The 18,628-nt window shown below is 42.8% G+C and carries 13 protein-coding genes, 1 tRNA gene and 1 pseudogene; 7 read left to right on the forward strand and 8 right to left on the reverse strand.

Annotated features, from left to right (window positions below; all coding sequences use genetic code 11):
• The first annotated feature begins 189 nt into the window (after window positions 1-189).
• A pseudogene (locus NRE15_RS11290) lies at window positions 190-705 on the forward strand (Ltp family lipoprotein).
• A gap of 307 nt (window positions 706-1,012) precedes the next feature.
• Here the strand turns inward: NRE15_RS11290 and NRE15_RS11295 are convergent.
• The 7 genes from NRE15_RS11295 to NRE15_RS11325 form a co-directional block, all read right to left on the reverse strand.
• Window positions 1,013-2,152, reverse strand: a complete 1,140-nt coding sequence (locus NRE15_RS11295) for an ABC transporter ATP-binding protein (RefSeq protein ID WP_313792984.1) — start codon at window positions 2,150-2,152, stop codon at window positions 1,013-1,015.
• Between the two features lie 120 nt (window positions 2,153-2,272).
• Complete coding sequence (locus tag NRE15_RS11300) at window positions 2,273-3,601, reverse strand: ABC transporter substrate-binding protein (protein ID WP_313792985.1); 1,329 nt, start codon at window positions 3,599-3,601, stop codon at window positions 2,273-2,275.
• A gap of 51 nt (window positions 3,602-3,652) precedes the next feature.
• Window positions 3,653-4,564, reverse strand: a complete 912-nt coding sequence (locus NRE15_RS11305) for a carbohydrate ABC transporter permease (RefSeq protein WP_313792986.1) — start codon at window positions 4,562-4,564, stop codon at window positions 3,653-3,655.
• Window positions 4,561-5,436, reverse strand: a complete 876-nt coding sequence (locus NRE15_RS11310) for a carbohydrate ABC transporter permease (protein WP_313792987.1) — start codon at window positions 5,434-5,436, stop codon at window positions 4,561-4,563. The genes NRE15_RS11305 and NRE15_RS11310 overlap by 4 nt, the downstream gene beginning before the upstream one ends.
• A gap of 972 nt (window positions 5,437-6,408) precedes the next feature.
• Entirely contained in the window at window positions 6,409-7,491 is a 1,083-nt protein-coding gene (locus NRE15_RS11315; protein WP_313792988.1) for an alanine racemase, read from the reverse strand.
• 333 nt (window positions 7,492-7,824) lie between these two features.
• Window positions 7,825-9,285: a CoA-acylating methylmalonate-semialdehyde dehydrogenase gene (locus NRE15_RS11320; protein ID WP_313792989.1), complete on the reverse strand. Its 1,461-nt coding sequence runs from the start codon at window positions 9,283-9,285 to the stop codon at window positions 7,825-7,827.
• A gap of 43 nt (window positions 9,286-9,328) precedes the next feature.
• On the reverse strand, window positions 9,329-10,513 hold the full coding sequence (locus NRE15_RS11325; RefSeq protein ID WP_313792990.1) for an iron-containing alcohol dehydrogenase: 1,185 nt from the start codon (window positions 10,511-10,513) through the stop codon (window positions 9,329-9,331).
• Window positions 10,514-10,866: 353 nt separating this feature from the next.
• Here NRE15_RS11325 and NRE15_RS11330 point away from each other — a divergent pair, with 353 nt between their 5' ends.
• Together NRE15_RS11330 and NRE15_RS11335 are read left to right on the forward strand one after the other, a co-directional pair.
• Entirely contained in the window at window positions 10,867-11,808 is a 942-nt protein-coding gene (locus NRE15_RS11330; protein ID WP_313792991.1) for a LysR family transcriptional regulator, read from the forward strand.
• 132 nt (window positions 11,809-11,940) lie between these two features.
• Entirely contained in the window at window positions 11,941-12,639 is a 699-nt protein-coding gene (locus NRE15_RS11335) for an Ltp family lipoprotein (protein ID WP_313792992.1), read from the forward strand.
• Between the two features lie 565 nt (window positions 12,640-13,204).
• Here NRE15_RS11335 and NRE15_RS11340 read toward each other — a convergent pair.
• Window positions 13,205-13,277, reverse strand: a tRNA-Ala gene (locus NRE15_RS11340).
• A gap of 120 nt (window positions 13,278-13,397) precedes the next feature.
• On the opposite strand from NRE15_RS11340, the gene yghU reads away from it, so the two are divergent.
• The 4 genes from yghU to NRE15_RS11360 all read left to right on the forward strand — a co-directional run bounded on the left by yghU (window position 13,398) and on the right by NRE15_RS11360 (window position 18,565).
• On the forward strand, window positions 13,398-14,201 hold the full coding sequence (gene yghU, locus NRE15_RS11345) for a glutathione-dependent disulfide-bond oxidoreductase (RefSeq protein ID WP_313792993.1): 804 nt from the start codon (window positions 13,398-13,400) through the stop codon (window positions 14,199-14,201).
• Between the two features lie 813 nt (window positions 14,202-15,014).
• The gene (locus NRE15_RS11350) at window positions 15,015-16,787 is read left to right on the forward strand and encodes an alkaline phosphatase (RefSeq protein ID WP_313792994.1); all 1,773 of its coding nucleotides are present in this window, start codon (window positions 15,015-15,017) and stop codon (window positions 16,785-16,787) included.
• Window positions 16,788-16,877: 90 nt separating this feature from the next.
• Window positions 16,878-17,480 carry a hypothetical protein gene (locus tag NRE15_RS11355; protein ID WP_313792995.1) on the forward strand — a complete coding sequence of 201 codons (603 nt, stop codon included), beginning with the start codon at window positions 16,878-16,880 and terminating at the stop codon, window positions 17,478-17,480.
• A gap of 8 nt (window positions 17,481-17,488) precedes the next feature.
• Entirely contained in the window at window positions 17,489-18,565 is a 1,077-nt protein-coding gene (locus tag NRE15_RS11360; RefSeq protein WP_313792996.1) for a hypothetical protein, read from the forward strand.
• Window positions 18,566-18,628 lie beyond the last annotated feature (63 nt).

Consider the following 18,628-nt stretch of genomic DNA (forward strand, 5'->3'; position numbering starts at 1 on the left):
TTATTGGTGAGTTTATTTGTCTTTGTATCTGTTCCAACGGTTTCCGCGCAAGAAATTACTGAGTCTGAAAATGAAACATTAGTCATTTTAAATCAATCATTGTATCAACATTACTTTTTCAACTTTAATCCTGAAACGAAAACCTTCAATTTTGTCCCTAATGAATTGATTACCGAACAAATGAACAAAATGCTGGCTGGCGAAACGTCAGAAGAAGAGACCCAAACCGTGAACGAACTAAAAGATGTCTTTTACGAATTATATCAGGCTATTGTCGAAAAACATGGTCCAGGCTATACCTTTAAAATGCTAAGTGGTACAGATGTCAGTCACGTCCTGATTGAATTGAAGGATGACGATGTGATTACCGATGTCTTTGAAGAGATAGGGGGAGCTGTGGATTCGGGGGCTGCCGAAGTTCCTGAAGAATTTCAAGTAGCCCTTGATACGGCTGAGACTTCGCTAGATGCCTTGGCTTTTTCAAAAGAAGGCTTGTACAATCAATTGCTGTACAAAGAATTTTCTGAAGAAGCAGCCCAATATGCCGTAGATAACATTCAAGCCGACTGGAATGAACAAGCCGTCCTGGTCGCTCAGCGGTATTTGGATATCAAACCATAAACCGATGACGAACTGACTGCTCAATTGCTTTATGAAAAATTTACCGAAGCAGAAGCCCAATATGCGGTGGAGAATGTGGAGTAGGTAGAGAAAAACAGTTAGAAAAGGAGGATTAGCCTTTTCTAACTGTTTTTTTGTTGTGTAAGGGTGATTAGTTTATATGATTTGACAACGGAGAACGGTCCATAGCAGCAAATTCGATAGGTGGTATAGAAGTGGGGTGGTTTTGTCACTCATTTTCTAGCCCTGTGGTGTTATGTGGTAGTTGTGTTTTTCGGTAAGTCGGATTTTCTTGTAGCAAGGCAGAAGTGGAATATTCTAGCTAGGTTAGTTCCACTTAGTTAGTTAAAGTGGAATGTTCTAGCTTGGTTAGTTCCAGTTAAGCTTACAATTATAATATTCTAGCTGTGCCACCCATCTCCAACAAACTTTGCTCGCTCTCAGCATCAAACAAATGCCAGCGATTAGCCTTGGGTTTCAAGTAGACGGTATCGCCAACAGCCACGGCAGGACCAATGTCAATAGTCGCAGCCATCATCTCAGGGCGATCAGCAACGGTGAAAAACAAATTCATCCCATGCCCTAAGTGCTCAACATTTTCAAGCACGACCGCGATACCTTCAGCATCATCGGCAGACACCAATACAAAATCTTCTGGACGAATGCCAGCATACACAGGTCCCGACACAGTGCCGTCCTTCAAGCGTTCCACAACTTCTTGCCCTAAAACAACCTTCTGACCATGCATCGAAATCCGCCCATCACTCGTACCACCCGCACCAACTACCAAGTCCGTTTTAAAAACATTCATTTGCGGGCTACCAATGAATTCGGCAACAAATTTCGTCGCAGGGAATTCATATAAATTAATCGGACTATCCATCTGCTCCAAATAGCCATCGCGCATCACCACAATGCGGTCACCCATGGTCATGGCTTCGATTTGATCGTGCGTGACATAAATAAAGGTCGTTTGCAATTCACGGTGCAAGCGCACAATCTCCGCCCGCATCTCAACCCGCAACTTGGCATCCAAATTCGATAAGGGCTCATCCAACAAGAAGACCTTCGGATTCCGCACCATAGCCCGTCCTAAAGCCACCCGTTGCCGCTGCCCACCTGACAAAGCATCCGGTTTCCGCTTTAAAAAGGCTTCTAACTGCAAGATTTTAGCGACTTCTTCCACGCGACGATTAAGTTCTTTCTTCGGCATCTTTTGCATTTTCAATGGAAAACCAATATTCTCCGCAATCGTCATATAAGGATACAAAGCGTAATTTTGGAACACCATCGCGATATCCCGATCCTTAGATTCCACATAATTGACCAACTGGTCATCGATAAACAAACCTCCACTTGAAATAGATTCCAAGCCCGCAATCATCCGCAAGGTCGTCGACTTACCACAGCCCGACGGCCCCACAATCACCACAAACTCCTTATCCTGAATCGCAATCGAAAGCGGCTTAACCGCCAGGGTTTTGTTGTTATCATACGATTTGGTTACCTGCCGCAACTCAACACTTGCCATTGTAAAACCTCCTTTTTAAATAAATATCCCTGCTAAACGATGAAAGAAAGCTTCTCACGAAATCAAATCGTAAGAAGCTCCTTTTAGTTTCGTTATGATGCATTTATATAGAGATATTTATTAGTAATTAACTAAATTGTATTGTTCAATCGCTGTGTTGATTTGATCAGCCATAGCTTGAGCGGCTTCAGTAGGTGTAGAAGCACCATTTAACATGTTTTCAATTTCAGTTTCAACGATTTGACGGGCTTCAGGGAAAACAGAAAGTAAAGCACCTTGAGCTTCAGGTGTAGAAGCATGTAATTGATCGATTGCTGTTTGGAATTGTGGGAAGTTAGCGACGTTTTCTTGGAAGACATCCACTTCATGAGCAGCAGTTGAAATTGGGAAGTAACCTGTTGCGGCAGCCCATTCAGCTTGAACTTCTGGTGAAACTAAGAATTTAACAAATTCCCAAGTAGCTTGTGCTTTTTCAGGATCTTGGCTATCCAAAGCCCAAACAGAAGCACCACCGATAGAAACACCCCCATCAACGCCGTCAGCCGTAACTGCTGGGAAGAATGACGTACCTACTTCAAAGCTACCATCCACTTCAGCTAAAATACCAGCTAAAGAAGCGGTTGAACCTAACATCATAGCAGAAGAAGCAGAAACGAATTCAGGTTGTCCACCTTGACGGCCAACGTTTGGTGCAGCGCCTGCTTCAAACATGTCATACCAAGCCGTTAAAATTTCTTCCATCACACCATTTTCAATAAAAGCAACTTCAGTGGCATAGTCTTCACGACCATTACCGTTGTTGACAAAGTGTTCGCCTTCTTTAGCGATGAATTGCTCAACGAACCAACCGTAGATATTTAGTGAAATGGCCATTGAAGCGCCAGCTTCTTCTAAAGCAGGTTGTACTTCGATGATTTCAGCTAATGTCGTTGGAACATTTTCGATACCAGCAGCTTCAAACATATCCACATTATAGTAAAGGATTGGTGTAGATGAGTTGAAAGGCATAGAGATTAGTTGATCATCAATTGTGTAGTAAGCAGCGATATTTGGTTCGATTTGCGAAATATCATAACCTTCAGCATCAATAAATTGTCGCATAGGTAAAACTAATCCAGAGTCAATCATATAACGTGATCCGATATCGTAGATTTGAACGATGTCAGCTTCTAAGTTACCTAATGAAGAGTTTCTTAATTTTGTGATGGTATCATCGTATGAACCTTGATATTCAGCTGTAACTGTAATACCTAATTCATTGGTTGAATTGAATTGTTCAACGATTGCTTCTAATGCTGTACCAGCGCCACCGCCCATACCATGCCAGAAAACAATTTCTTGATTTTCGCCTGTTTGAGCACTTACTTGTGTGACTGCACCTAAATTAACGAAACCAGTTAAAGCAACAGCCGCAGCTGTAATAGCTTTTAAAAATTTAAATTTTTTCATTATTTCTTATTGCTCCTTATTAATTGATTTATTTATTTGAATAAATAACGACTAACCTTTGACTGAACCAGAAAAAAGTCCTTTAACAAGTGTTTTACGACCGATTAAGAAAATCAGTAGTGAAGGCAATAGACAAAAGACAACCCCGGCAAACATCATGACAATTGACTGACTATCCACACTTTGCATCATTGAAACCCCGATTTGAACCGTCCGATAATTATCTGAACCAGAGACCATCAATGGCCACATATACATGTTCCATGAATTGATGAAGGCATTAACGGCGGTAGCCCCCAAAGCTGGTTTGGATAATGGTAAGAGAATGGTAAAAATGAATCGCAGGTTACTACAACCATCCATTTTTGCCGCTTCATATAAGGTAAAAGGAAAATTTTTATAAAATTGTCTAAATAAGAAAATGGTTGAAGCAGATGTTAAATAAGGAATAATTAAGACATGGTACGTATCTAACCAACCCCATTGCGCCACCTGTAAGTAATTAGATACAATCGTTGCCTCACCCGGTACCATCATGGTCGCTAACACAAGCGCAAACAAAACTTCTTTAAAGCGTGATTCTAAAAATTCGAATGAAAAGGCCGCTAACGACCCTGAAATTAATTGTCCAATCGTAATCGATGTGGCGACAACAAAGGAGTTCCAAATATAACGCCCCAAGGGTGCCGTTCTAAACGCATCCGCATAATTAGAAAACTGGGGTGTTTCCGGGAGTAATTTAAATTCCGTATTATATATTTCTCCCGGCGTTTTTAAAGACATGGTTACCGCATAAATTAAAGGGAAGAGGGTGACCAAGGCTAATAAAGTATTGATAATCAACAAGCCCGCTTTTGACAATCGTTCTTTGAGCAAGGCGCGTTTTCTGAGTTTCTCTTGCTCATCAATCATTGCTTGAGGAATAATCATTTCATCAGGCGTTATAGGAATTTCTTGATTCATGATTTAGACCTCCTATTTTGAATATAGAACATAATCGCCGTTAAAATAGCGATAATAACAAATAAAATAATCGATTCCGCCGATGCCAAACCATAACGGAAGTTTTGGAAAGCATTTCGGTAAATATCATGAACAATCACGTTCGTCGATTCGCCTGGCCCCCCAGATGTCAAAATACGAATCTGCGCAAACGATTGGAAAGCCCCAATGATATTGATGACAAAAACATAAAAAGTGATATTTTGGATAGAAGGCAAGGTGACGTAGAGAAATTTATTCCAATTATTCGCCCCGTCGACCGAGGCACTTTCATACAAACTATCATCAACATTGGCGAGCGCCGCACTAAAGTACAAAAAGTTCAACCCACTATTGAGCCAACCCGTAATAAATGCCAATGAAACCAAGGCGTATTTCGGATCAACCAGCCAATTGATATTCGTTCCCAAAATTTGATTAAGGGCACCCGTCTGCTGATTCAACATAATTTTAAAGACCATCGCAATCCCACTCGACGCAATCGCCATCGGCATCGCATAAACCGTTGAAAACATCTGCCAACCCGGAAAGGCCCGACTGGTAAGCAAAGCCGTCACAAAGCCAATCGACATGCCGACAATTAAAACCACAATCACAAACTGTATCGTTACCCAAATACTATTCTGAAACGAACTCGAAGTGAACAGATCCGTGTAATTCTTAACCCCATAATAAACTTTCTCAACGCCCCGATTATCCGTGACGAAAAAACTCCGGTAAATCGTCCGAATGAAAGGCCAATAAGTAAATACCAACAAAATAATTGCCGCTGGCACCAAATATAGATAAGGCTCAATTAAGAACTTCTTTTTCGCGCGTACTTGTGCTGCCATAAAGTCTCCTTCCTATAATAAATATCTCTGGTAAAGGACAAACCCAAGACAACAGTTTGACCAACAAGGCAAGTATACACATGCTCTGTTAATTTAAAGTAAATCTCAAGTAAAAATCACGTAAAGGGTGAATTCCAATTGTAAATATTAAGTAAAGACACCAAACAGCCCTAAATTCCTGTTGTTCGCAGGATTTTAGGGCTGTTTGGTTTGAAAGAGGAGCTTTGTTGGGAGTGTTGGATGGGGCGCAATCGGATAGGGAGGCTAAGTGATTTTCTTCGATGAATCATCACTATTTGATATGTTTGTAGGAATCACTAGTTTAAAATGCTTTGTCTGGACACTGCTAAGAGAGCAATGACCCGAATCAGCATTTACCTAATAATTATTGTGAATTTCTTCTATAGTTGGACTATTATAGACTGGTGGGCACTTACTTCCCACTTACATCCAGATTATTTCTCATGACAATCAACCCGCCCACTGTCATTCAAATTTTCCCCAATGACTAAAAATCGATAGGTTTGGTTATTCTGTCCAAAAATGAGTAGAAAAAGGACAGAATAGAGCTATTCTGTCCAAAAATGAGTAAAAAAAGGACAGAATAGAGTTATTCTGTCCAAAATGAGTAGAAAAAAGGACAGAATAGCTTTAATCCTCATTTAGCAATCAATCTTAGGCTGACGGTCCGTCATTTCCTGCTTATGTAAAGTGGAATATTCTGTGTGAGTTTGTTCCACTTAGTCAGCCAATATGACAAGCGAGTGACCGTCAGCCTAAGATTGGTTCATCATCATCTAATTATAATTTTGATTGGTGGCGAGGGGGTAAATGGGCTTCGCCACCTAATAAAGAAAACTTTGTTAAACACGATGTTGCATCCGAAATCAACCCGTTCCTATACTTCCCACTTACGATGATGGTGTCGATAACGAGACCACCATCCCTTTGCAACTCATCTACCACCATCCCCTAAACAAACCTCTTCCTAACATACTCCGACGTCGAGGCATACAAAATCGCCTGATACTGCATCTTAAAAGTAACCAAATCCCCCACCTGGTAATCCCGGTCACTCGCTTGAATATCCAAAATCGTGTGGTCACTACTGTCCCCATACACTTCCATCGCCGGGTCCAGCGGAATCAGCTGCTTACTGTCACCAATATCCTGATGCCCTAAAGCAATCAACGCCCTCCGACGAACACCCCGGTCCACATACTCAACTGTTTCACTAAAAGAATTCTTCACCCGCCGACCAATCGGAAAAGTCGGCTTCGCATTCACTTCAATAATTTGCGCCGTAATCGTAAACACGTCATCATGCTGTCCCTTAAGCACGCAATCATAATTCTCGCGCAAATCATAACCCGTCGAAATCGCTTCGCCGACCCGCAAATGATTGACACGCTTAGGAATCGTCCCATCAACCACCAAGGGCAAAGTCGTCGTCGCACCGCCCGAAATCAGCGCCAACTCGCGCCCAATCAGCCCTTCGATTTCCTCGGCCAACGCGCACAGCACCGTCAAATTCGCCACCGTCGGCACCACCGAACCATAACAGGTAAAATTGGATCCAACGCCCTCAAGCACCACCCAATCCAATTCCTTTTCAATAAATACCGCTGCTTCAACAAACTCGCGCTGATCGAAAATTCCTTCCCGCAAATCCCCGACATCATACATCAAAATTACCTTATACACCTTTTGACGTTTCCGTGCCTCTTTCTCCAAAGCTAGTAGAGTAGCTTTCTCAGTAATCAAGCACATATCCGAAAATGCGACGGTATCTTCAATTTCACTCATCATCGGACTTCTAAGCAATAAAGTAGGCACTTCAATATCACTCTGAGATATTCTTTTCAATTGCTCAATCCGCGAACTCGCTAATTGCGAACACCCACCCTTAACAAACTCCCGCGAACACTCAATCAAGCCACCAAAACCTTTAATCACACCGGCAACTTGAATCCCATGCTCCGCGCACAAACCCGAAATCAATGCCGCATTTTCATATAACTTCTTCAAATCAATGTCTAACAATGGATATCTCATAATCAACCTCTTCTATTCAACTAAAAATTAAACACATACCCAACTTTACACCAAGTTTTATGAGAATACAATTAAAATAAATATCCCCAGAAAAGAGAAAGCCAAAGCCCTAAGAAGTACGGATACTTCCCCATTTTGATAGTATGCTGTTAACACATTATAGTAAACCCCAAATACTATAACGCGAATCCCCAACCGCTACGCATTCTGCTTCCGAAAACACCGTGTCACCTATCCCAACTCAGCAAGCCGCCTCCGCACTCCCACTCCGACCAACCAAAAAAACCCCCACAAGGTGGGGGTTAGCTGGACTAGCAGCGATATTTATTAGACTTAAAAGGATTTGGTGTTGTATTGTGCAGTGACCACTTTGGTGTGGGTGTAGAAGTTCAAGCCGTCTTTGCCGTTGGTGTGTAAATCGCCATAGAAGGAATTTTTCCAACCAGAGAACGGGAACCAAGCAATCGGGGCAGGAACACCCAGGTTGATGCCCAACATGCCGGCATCGATATTTTCTCTAAAGTAACGGATGGAGCGCGCATCATTGCTAAACAAGCACGCACCATTCGCCAGTTCATGGGTATTCGCCACATCGACGGCCTCACGCAAGTCTTTCACACGAATAACCGAAACGAACGGGGCGAAAATTTCATCTTTCCAAATATCCATCTCAACGGTCACGTTTTCAAGGATCGTCGGTCCTACGAAGAAGCCATTTTCAGGGATATTTTCACGGCCATCCAAGGTGACGGTCGCACCCGCAGCAATACCTTTTTCGATATAATCGAACGTCCGTTGTTGATTTTCTTTACGAATAACGGGACCTAAGAAAGTGGAATCATCCATGCCGTCACCAATGACGATGTTCTTAGCTTCTTCAACAAAGCGTGCCATAAACTCATCGTAAATACCATCTTCGACGGTTAAAACAGCGGCAGCCATACAACGTTGACCAGCCGAACCAAAAGCCCCACCCAAAATCTTAGGCATCGCATCATCAAGGTCGGCATCATTTAAAACAATCGTATGGTTTTTGGCACCGGTCAAAGCTTGCACGCGTTTCATATGTTTGGTACCTTCTTGGTAAACATAGCGGCCAACTGGTTCAGAACCCACGAAAGACACAGCCTTAACTAAAGGATTTTGTAAAATACCATTCACCACATCATGCGCACCATAAACCACGTTCAACAAGCCTTTAGGGAAGCCGGCTTGCTCGGTTAAGTCAACAATCTTTTCCATTAATAAAGGCGTTTTTTCAGAAGGCTTAATAACCACCGTGTTACCCGCCGCAATCGCCATCGGGAACATCCAGAACGGCACCATCATCGGGAAATTGAAGGGCGTAATACAACCCACCACCCCAATCGGGTAGCGATAGTTGGACACTTCCACGTCCGACGCCGCGTTAGCAATCGTGTCGCCCATATATAAATTCACGATGGACGCCGCATGCTCGGTGTTTTCAATACCCCGTTGCACTTCACCGCGCGCATCCGCCAACGATTTACCATTTTCCAAGGTGATTAAACGCGCCAATTCTTCCGTGTTTTCTAACAAAACATTTTGCAATCTAAACAACAAGCGACCGCGTTTTGGCGTACTTTCCTTGCCCCAAACTTTGAACGCTTCAGCCGCCACTGCCGCCGCCTCATCCAACTCAGCCCGCGTTGATAAAGGCACTTTGGCAATCACTTCGCCCGTCGCCGGGTTCACTACATCCTCGAATGTGTCTGTTTGACTGTCAACCCACTCACCGTTGATATAATTTTTTAATACTCTTACTCCAGTCATTTAATTAAACTCCTTCTTTTTTCAAAATAAATATCCCTGCTAACTAAACCGAAAAATCATAGTCATAACACGTGCGGTACAACTCAACCACTTCTTGATGCGATGGAATCCGCGGATTGTAACCAGGACTACCTGAAGCAATCGCATCTGTTGCCATTTTATCTAAGGCCCCTTCAAATTCAGCGGCATCAATACCCCAATCTTTCAGATTAGGAATATTCAAGTTCTGACTTAGTTTCTTAATGTAAGCAATCGTCTCATCGGCCAAGGCATCATTGGATTGGTCTTTAGCGTCATCCGTTGACAAGAACAAGCGAGCAATATCAGCTAACTCATCCACAATCTCATCACGCGTAAACTCTAAAACAGCTGGTAATAACATAGAATTTGAAATGCCATGCGGAACATGGAAAAGGGCACCGACAGGACGCGACATACCGTGAACCAAAGTAACTGAAGCATTTGAAAAAGCAATCCCGGCTTCCATAGCCCCTAAAGCCATGTTTGTCCGAGCTTCGACATTATCGCCATGATCATAAGCCGTTTGAATATTGTTCAAAATCAATTCAATCGCTGCCATCGAAAAAGTTTTGGTCAAAGGGTGACTAATTCGTGAAATATACGACTCAATCCCGTGACACAAAGCATCCATCCCCGTCGCAGCGGTCACACTTTGCGGTGAGGTCATCGTCATGTTCGGATCAATAATCGCCGCTTTTGGTAGAAAAGCTAAATTTTTAATCATCATCTTAACTTGCGCTTGCGTATTCGTAATAACCGTCACATTGGTCACTTCCGACCCCGTCCCCGCCGTCGTCGGAATCGCAATCAAAGGCAGCGGCGCTTGAGTAATCGGCGTCTTATTTTGCAGGTAATCCCCAATATAACCCCCATTGGTTGCCACCACCGCAATCGCCTTAGCCGTATCAATCGGACTGCCCCCACCAATCGCCACCAAAACATTGGCCTCGTTGGCCTCTTGAATCGCCAGCCCTTCGCTAACATGTCCATCATTTGGCTCAGAATTCACGCCCAAATAATGACTCACCGTCAAGCCTTCGGCTTCCAACAGTTCCGTCACCTTATCAATATGCCCCAGCTTGCCCATCATCTCATCGCCAATAATTAACACCTTATCGCCAAACTTCTTCGCCAGCTCACCAACACTCGCCAAACAGCCGTCCCCATAAAAAATCTCCGTGGGAATCTCCACTTTGTGCATACTCATTTTTTTCCTCCTTTTTATAAAACCCTTTTAACTAAATATCGCTGCTCCTCTCCTAAAGGTAACTTGAGTGACTTCTATAAGTAAATCCTATAATATCAAACGCTTACAGTCAAAGGGATATTTATTAGGTATAACCGTTAGGTATGGTTTGCACTACTATCGATTATTTTTGCTTTTTGTTTGTGAAAAAAGTTGTTGCGCAGGTTAGATTGTTTAATGGATTTAGGGGTTTGGATGTGGATATTTATTTAAAAAATTCACAAGAAAAGGTGTCCGAATACGCATAATTTCCTTTGTAATTGCTTACATTTGCGGGTATGATAGAGGTAGATTAGGACAGGAGGGGACAGACTGTGGAAATTAACCAATTATATTATTTTGTGACAATTGTCAACGCAAATTATAATATTTCGGAAGCGGCGAAACGGATCCATATTTCGCAACCTGCGCTCAGTCGTGCAGTGGCTAAGCTGGAAGCGGAACAAACGCATAAGCTGTTTGTGCGCCGAAGAGGGCGTTTAGTGGGCTTGACGCCTTCGGGGGACATCGTTTATGCGCACGCGATGTCGATTTTGGTGGAGCACGACACCATGTTAAGGGAGTTAAATGACATTGCCATGTATGATTTGGGCAATGTGAAGATTGGTGTGCCGCCAATCATTTTAAGTATTTTAATGACACGGCCGTTGTCGCGTTTGATGGTCATTAACCCCGATATTAATATCATTTTATCTGAAAAAAGTTCCTTTGAAATTCAAACCGATTTGCGCAATCGCCGCTTGGATTTTGGTTTAATTATGTCCCCTAATGAAATAAATACCACCTACTTTAATGAAGATATAATTTTTGATGAAGAGTTAGTTTTGTATGTGAACGACCAGCATCCTTTAGCAAAGTCACGGCGGCCGGTGCGATGGGATGAATTAAATGACTACAAGTTATCGATATTAAATGATCAATTTATGATTCACCATTTGTTAATCGCTAAGTTTAATCAGTACCGCTTGAAACCCAAAATTTTGCATAAAGTCGGCTCATGGGATTTCTTGTTAGAAACGGCTAAAAATTCTGACATCGTGACGATTTTACCCGAAACCATTCACCGCGTAGGGGTTATGGACAACTTAGTGAAAGTATATGTCGAAGACCCGGTTAAATGGAAAATCGCCCTGATTAGTCATAAAAAAAATGAGTACACGCAAATTGAAAAATATTTCCGTTATAGTTTTTTTAACTATTTTAGCCAAGGAGAAAATATCGACGCTTTGGTGCCTTTTACGGCTGAAAAGAACTAAGAATTGTCATTTAATCGTTAACAACTTTAATACATTTAGTGGTTATGGTTGCATATTCCGGTAATGATTCTGTTACACTAACTTTGTTGGTCGTTGTTGATGCAGAGGTATTTATTATAAAGGAGTATGTAAATGAAAAAATGGTTGTTGTTGTTAGTGAGTTTGTTTGTCTTATCACCGGTTTCGGCGGTGAGTGCCCAAGAGATGTCCGACTTGGAAGGGGCAGCCTTGGTCATGCTCAATGAGACGTTGTATGACATGTTTTATTTAAATTTCAATCCTATAACAAAGACTTATGGTTTTGTGGCAACGGGTGATGTAAGTGTCGAATATACGACGGTGTTAGATGGCGAAGCTTCGGATGACATGGTTGAAGGCATCGTAGCGTTGCGGGATGAATTCATTGGTTTACAAGACTTTTTCACCGAAATCTTTGGCACAGACTCTGGCTACACCCTTCAATTGATTAATGGGAAAGATGTGGATCAAACCTTTTTGGAAATCAAAGATGGCGAGGTTTTGGTTGATTTGTTAGCCGATGCCTTGGAAGGAACCGATGAGGCTGCAGCCACCAACGCTGTCGACACCGCTTTGGCCAATGCCAGCGATGCATTGAATAGCGCGGATAGCTTTTTGGAATCCATTCAAAATACAACCTCTGGTGACGAAGCGTTAGTCCCTATGAATGCAGCCGAAGCAGCCCTTAAAAAAGCGCAGATTTATGTCGATTACATGGATTACAGCATCGATGATTTATATGACCAACTGATTTTCGAAGGCTACACTGAAGCCGAGGTTGAGTACGCGATTGAAAATGTGAAGGTTGATTAGTGAGTTGTAGAGTTGGCTGGTTGTGGCGTGGGTTGGGTGGTAATTTGTAAGCGGGAAGTGGGTATCGATAGGCGCTTTTTTTTTGAGCGCCAGACAAGATTGTTTGAATTTGTCGTGCGCTATTTGGGCGCCAGACAAGATTGTCTGAATTTGTCGCGCGCTATCTGGGCGCGAGACAAGATTGACTGAATTTATCGTGCGCTGACTGAGCGCGAGACAAGATTGGTTGGATTTGTCGTGCGCTATTTGGGCGCAAGACAAGATTGACTGAATTTGACGCGCGCTGTCGCATCTTACCTATTAGCCGCGTGCCTTCCCAAGATTCCGAAGTCCTGCGCTCTCCGACCGCGTGCCTTCCCAAGATTCCGAAGTCCTGCGCTCTTTGTCCGCGTGCCTTCCCAAAATTTCGAAGGCTCGCGCTATCATAATGTGAATTCAAATGATTGCATTCGCAAAGAAGTGGCTACTAGCACATCTTTGCATGCAACTTCCCCACCTCAAATCAAAAAAAGCAGCTGAGAAGTTGATTAAATCAAGCTTCTTAGCTGCTTATTTAAAAATTTAGTGGAGATAACCGGGTTCGAACCGGTGACCTCTTGCATGCCATGCAAGCACTCTCCCAACTGAGCTATACCCCCAACAATTCATGTAATCACTAGTATACCTTCTTTTTGCTTATATGACAAGGGGAAATCTTCGCTTCTTGCTAAAGTAAATGTTATATTAGAAACAGCGATATTTATTAAAGGAGTGGTACGATGACGGAATACAAATTACCGGATGTTTGGCAATGGGAAGATGAAAATGATCATTTGAGCGGAAATCGGCCGACGGCGGGCAGCCGCATGGAGCAAACGTTGCCGGTGGGGGATGCGCCGTTTCAGATTTACTCGCTAGGGACACCCAACGGCATCAAGGTGGCGATAATGATGGAGGAGTTGAAAGCCCTCGGGGTTGAGGGTGCCGATTATGATCTTTTCAAAATAAATATCGGCGCGGGCGACCAGTTTGGGTCGGACTTTGTTGCGATTAATCCCAATTCAAAAATTCCTGCGATGGTTGATAAGAGCCAAACCCCTCAAATAAATATCTTTGAATCCGGCTCGATTTTGCTGTATTTAGCAGAGAAGTTTGGGCAACTTATTCCAGCCGATATCCACGGTAGAACAGAAACGCTTAACTGGCTCTTTTGGCAAATTGGCGCTGGCCCTTATGTTGGCGGTGGCTTTGGGCACTTCTTTAGCTCTGCCCCTGAGAAAATGAAATACCCCATTGATCGCTTTACCATGGAAACCAAACGCCAACTGGACTTGTTAGATCAAACCTTGGCTAAGCGACCTTACATTGCTGGCGATACCTACACGATTGCCGACATTGCGATTTGGTCCTGGTATGGGCGGCTGGTTTTAGGCGAATCCTATGAAGGCTCAGCCGAGTTCCTTGATGTAGCAAGTTACACCCACTTGATGGAATGGGCAGAACGCCTCAACGCTCGCCCCGGTGTTCAAAATGGTTTGAACGCCGAATATCGTCCAATTAAAGACGAAGCTGAAGAAGATTAACCCTCAAATAAATATCACCTTATACCAGCTATGTTGGTGTAAGGTGTTTTTTTGATGGCGTTAAGCTAAATACCAGTTATTTGGCAGCCAAGGTTGGGTGTAAAAGCTAATAAGTTAAGGTGACAGGCAAACAGTTGAACTTCTGAGGTGTTAGAAGTTAAAGTGACTGGCAAACACTTGAACTACTGAAGTGTTAGAAGTTAAAGTGATGGGCAAACGGTTGAACTTCTGAGGTGTTAGAAGTTAAAGTGACTGGCAAACACTTGTACTTCTGAAGCCTTAGAAGTTAAAGTGACAAGCAAACAGTTGAACTTCTGAGTCCTTAGAAGTTAAAGTGATGGGCAAACAGTTGAACTTCTGAAGCCTCAGAAGTAAAAGTGTTGTAAAACTTGCTTGGACACCCACAGGTCAGGGTCCAAGCTTCGCAACTAACCATGATGTCAAAACCAGATCTCGACCACAACACCTCATGACCAGTATAAACAAGCTTAATAAAGCAATATAATTACTTTAAGCGCTATTTAATTGGGACAATATTATTACAGTAACTAAAGTCCGCTCGAGAGACTTAAAGCCTAATCGTGATGATATTTAGTTATTGTTAAATCGTAATGATTGCCATTTACTGCATTGTAACAACAATCACGTTATAAGCGATATTTATTATAAAAGGGTTTGGATTTACATAATCGTTACATAAAATTTACAAAAATTCCTAGAAATTTACATAAAATTAAAACTCCTTTGTTAGAATTACTATTGTAATATGTAGACCATATTATAATAAATATAAAGATGGGGAGTATCGAGTAAATGAAAAAATCACTTATTCTATCACTGTGTGCTTCAGCTTTGTTATCAGTAGTTACGCCTACAGTTGCATTAGCTGTGCAAGAAGAAGGTCAATGGGCTGAGTTACCGGTTGTTACTTTGGAAGAAGGTCGCGCATTAACTGAAGACTTAAGTTTAGTTAATGAAAACCAAGCTAAATATGTGTTCTTGTTCATTGGTGATGGTATGGGTAACATTCCTGTTTCTGCTGCTGAATACTACTTAGGACCAGATAATGGAGATGCTGGAAAGGGAACTGCTCAAGCACAACCTTTAAACTTTTCTCAATTCCCTGTTATTGGTTTACAAAATCCAACGGATGCTGACCACTATGTGCCCGATTCAGCTGCAACAGCAACTGCATTTGGTAACGGAGTTAAAATTGATTCTAACGTGATTGGTTTAACACCAGGATTTACTGAACAAACGGAATCTGTGGCTGAAAAAGCTCAAACAGCTGGTAAATCAGTAGGTATCTTATCAACGGTTACGTTGAACCATGCAACGCCGGCTGCTTTCTACTCTAACGTAGAACACCGTAACAACTATTATGAAATCGGCGAACAAATGTCATTGTCTAACTTTGATTACTTTGCTGGTGGTTCATTAGGTGGACGTACAGGTGATGGCACGCAAACAGACTTATATGAATTAATGGAAGCAAATGGTTATACGGTTGCTGAAACTAGAGAAGAATTTGATGCGATTACTGCTGAATCAGGCAAAGTTTATGCGCCAGTTGAAGATGGTTTATCAGTTGATGGCTCTTCAATGAAATATGCGGTTGACCGTGAAGAAGGCGATACGAGTTTAGCTGAAATGGTTGCTAAAGGAATTGAAGTGTTAAGTGCGAATGAAGAAGGTTTCTTCATGATGACTGAGTCTGGTAAAATTGACTGGTCACAACATGCTAACGATGCTACAGCAACTGTTTATGAAGTGATTGACTTCCAAAATGCGATCCAAGAAGCGGTTAATTTCTACTATGAAAATCCTGATGAAACGTTAATCGTTGTGACGGCTGACCACCCAACAGGCGGTTTCACAATTGGTAACTCTGAAACAGGTTATAACAGCTACTTCCATTTATTAGACAATCAAGTGGTTTCACAAGAAGTATTTGATTCAATTTTTGCTAGCGAATTAGAAGCAAATCCAGAAATGACATTTGAAGATTTCGCTCCTATTTTAGAAGAAAACTTTGGATTCATCTTTGATTTTGAAGCGACTGAAGAAGTCTTAACGCATGCGCAAGCCAGTGAAGTTGAAGCTGAAGCGACGGACTTAATGTTAGTAACGCCTTATGAATTAGAAGAATTACGTTATGCGTTTGACCAATCTAAATTACCCGAAGAAGAACGTAATGCGGGTCAAGCTGATAAAGCTAAAGGTTACTTCTCTTACTTACCAATTTCAATCGCTGCTACCCGTTTAGTAGCTCGTAAAGCTGGTCTTGCATTTACAACCGTTGACCACTCACCTGAACGTGTTCCTGTTTATGCGATTGGTTCTGGGGCTGCAATGTTTGAAGGTAACTTTGAAAACATCGACATCGCTTATAAACTTTTAGCTGCAATGGGCTTATATGAAGGTGGCGACACAGCTGCTGATGTCATTGATGTAACAACTAAATTCACTGGTGAAGAAGCAGCCACTGAAGAAGAAGCTGCTACTGAAGAGGAAGCTACTACAGAAGAGGAAGCAACCACCGAAGAAGCCACTGAAGAAACTACCGAAGAAGAAAGCGCTGAGTAATCACTACCCAAGCGATCGAAAATCAAGACCCCTTAAGTGCAGCGTTAGTCCCTTAACGCTGCCTTTTTTCAATTTAATTAGGAGCATGTGATGAAAAAAGCGATATTTATTTGTTTGATGATGGTTTTCAGTGTCTTTAGCACTCCCGTCGGCACTCAAGCGCAAACAGAGCGGCAATCGATTGACCGTCTGCCGTTTGAAGGCTACTTTATGGGGCCGGACGACTATGCGATTGAAGGGCTGTTATTTAAGGAAAACCAGCTGATTATTTATGTGAATGACGACACAAGCCTGGAAGGCCACGACCGCGTGCATCATTTGGTTGAATTTCATGATTTTCCCCATCCGGACCTAATGAGCTATACGGAAAGTTTGCGTCAGGTGTACATGGAAAGTGGCGATTTGCCTTATGATTTGCAGGCGATTTATGAAGAAATCACGGCCAAGATTACCCCCGAAATGTCCCAAAACGACGTGCAAGATTTGATCAACAATCGCATTCCGGGTATTTATTATACGGAAAAAAATGGTTATGATTATTTTACCATTGCGAGCCCAATCGTTTCGCAAACCGCCGATGCCTGGCAGATTCAACTCTTTGACGAAGTGATATTTATTTTGGAAGAGGTCGAGGGTACTTTGCAAGACCAAGATGGCGTCGTTTACCAATTTTCCGGCATTCAACCGAACTAGGAGGTCCCATGAAAAAAACACTTTTATTGTTACTCAGTTTCTTTTTAATCACCCCAATAAATATCGCTGCTTCTGAGGCGGATGATCATAGCGACCACGAACATGAACATGAAACGACGGATTCCTTTGAAGCCGATGACCATCATGCTCACGGCACGAACTATGCCAACTTTATCCCCGCACAGATTTTGAATCCGGACGACAGTGTCTATGTGGCCCCTGAGGCGACAGCGGATTATGTTGGTTTGTATACGGCGGAGGCGCGGGTAGAGCCGTTGAATGCGGATGTGAAAATCATCATGGATATAAGTGAAGATGGTTTGTTCAACTTGGCCTATTATTTTGTGAATGATCCAGAAGCGACGGGTGTACGCTTTTATGCGGATGCCGACGGTCAAGTACACGAACGTGAAGCCGTGTATCAAGACTTAGTGGTGATGACCGGGGCTTTGCGTGAAGGGGAGGGCGGTCTGGGAACCGGCTTGATTGGGCGTACCAATTCGCCTGTTGTATTGTTGGATGAACAGGGGGAAGCTGACCGCTTGTATCCCTATATGTCTTTGGCTTACGACTTACGCGAAACCTACACGAATGCGCGTGTTTACCAAGGTGTCGGCGTCTACCTAGCAGATGATGTGGTGGCCGTGGATGTGAATCACTTAATAGGTTTAGAAGATGAGGACGCAATTGTCGCCCGCTTTGCGTTAGTCGAGGGGGATTCTGCCGATGCCGATGCGTTTTTAGTTGCCGACCGTGTGTATGAAATGTTGCAATATAGCTTCGATAATGATTTAGTTGAGCACAATGACTTTAAAATGGCCTTTGATTCAGCCAATGATTTTGTGCAAACCGTCTTGGCGATGAACCTGGGGACGAACACCAGTTTTCCCCAAGGAACGACCGTTGAAGCATTGCCAGCTGACGCCGTTGAAGTCGGTGACGATGTCGTGGTCGAATACGCGGTGTTGATTAACGACGCATTGCTTTATGCCTATGATGCGGAAACAAGCGGTTTGTATATGGCCGATGCAGTGGAAGAAATCGCTGGCGTTTACTCGGCGGAATCTTGGGTGACGAATCAATAGAGTTGCAGAGCATGCATTGAAAAAGCGGAGCGTAGGTTTTCTAACCTACCACTCCGCTTTTTT

It is taken from the genome of Fundicoccus culcitae (assembly GCF_024661895.1).
Lineage (GTDB): Bacteria > Bacillota > Bacilli > Lactobacillales > Aerococcaceae > Fundicoccus_A > Fundicoccus_A culcitae.

Excerpts from the sequence above, each read along its gene's own strand:
- NRE15_RS11295 (WP_313792984.1), bottom strand. The coding sequence starts at position 2,152 with ATGGCAAGTGTTGAGTTGCGGCAGGTAACCAAATCGTATGATAACAAC.
- NRE15_RS11300 (WP_313792985.1), bottom strand. The coding sequence starts at position 3,601 with ATGAAAAAATTTAAATTTTTAAAAGCTATTACAGCTGCGGCTGTTGCT.
- NRE15_RS11305 (WP_313792986.1), bottom strand. The coding sequence starts at position 4,564 with ATGAATCAAGAAATTCCTATAACGCCTGATGAAATGATTATTCCTCAA.
- NRE15_RS11310 (WP_313792987.1), bottom strand. The coding sequence starts at position 5,436 with ATGGCAGCACAAGTACGCGCGAAAAAGAAGTTCTTAATTGAGCCTTAT.
- NRE15_RS11315 (WP_313792988.1), bottom strand. The coding sequence starts at position 7,491 with ATGAGATATCCATTGTTAGACATTGATTTGAAGAAGTTATATGAAAAT.
- NRE15_RS11320 (WP_313792989.1), bottom strand. The coding sequence starts at position 9,285 with ATGACTGGAGTAAGAGTATTAAAAAATTATATCAACGGTGAGTGGGTT.
- NRE15_RS11325 (WP_313792990.1), bottom strand. The coding sequence starts at position 10,513 with ATGAGTATGCACAAAGTGGAGATTCCCACGGAGATTTTTTATGGGGAC.
- NRE15_RS11335 (WP_313792992.1), top strand. The coding sequence starts at position 11,941 with ATGAAAAAATGGTTGTTGTTGTTAGTGAGTTTGTTTGTCTTATCACCG.
- yghU (WP_313792993.1), top strand. The coding sequence starts at position 13,398 with ATGACGGAATACAAATTACCGGATGTTTGGCAATGGGAAGATGAAAAT.
- NRE15_RS11350 (WP_313792994.1), top strand. The coding sequence starts at position 15,015 with ATGAAAAAATCACTTATTCTATCACTGTGTGCTTCAGCTTTGTTATCA.
- NRE15_RS11355 (WP_313792995.1), top strand. The coding sequence starts at position 16,878 with ATGAAAAAAGCGATATTTATTTGTTTGATGATGGTTTTCAGTGTCTTT.
- NRE15_RS11360 (WP_313792996.1), top strand. The coding sequence starts at position 17,489 with ATGAAAAAAACACTTTTATTGTTACTCAGTTTCTTTTTAATCACCCCA.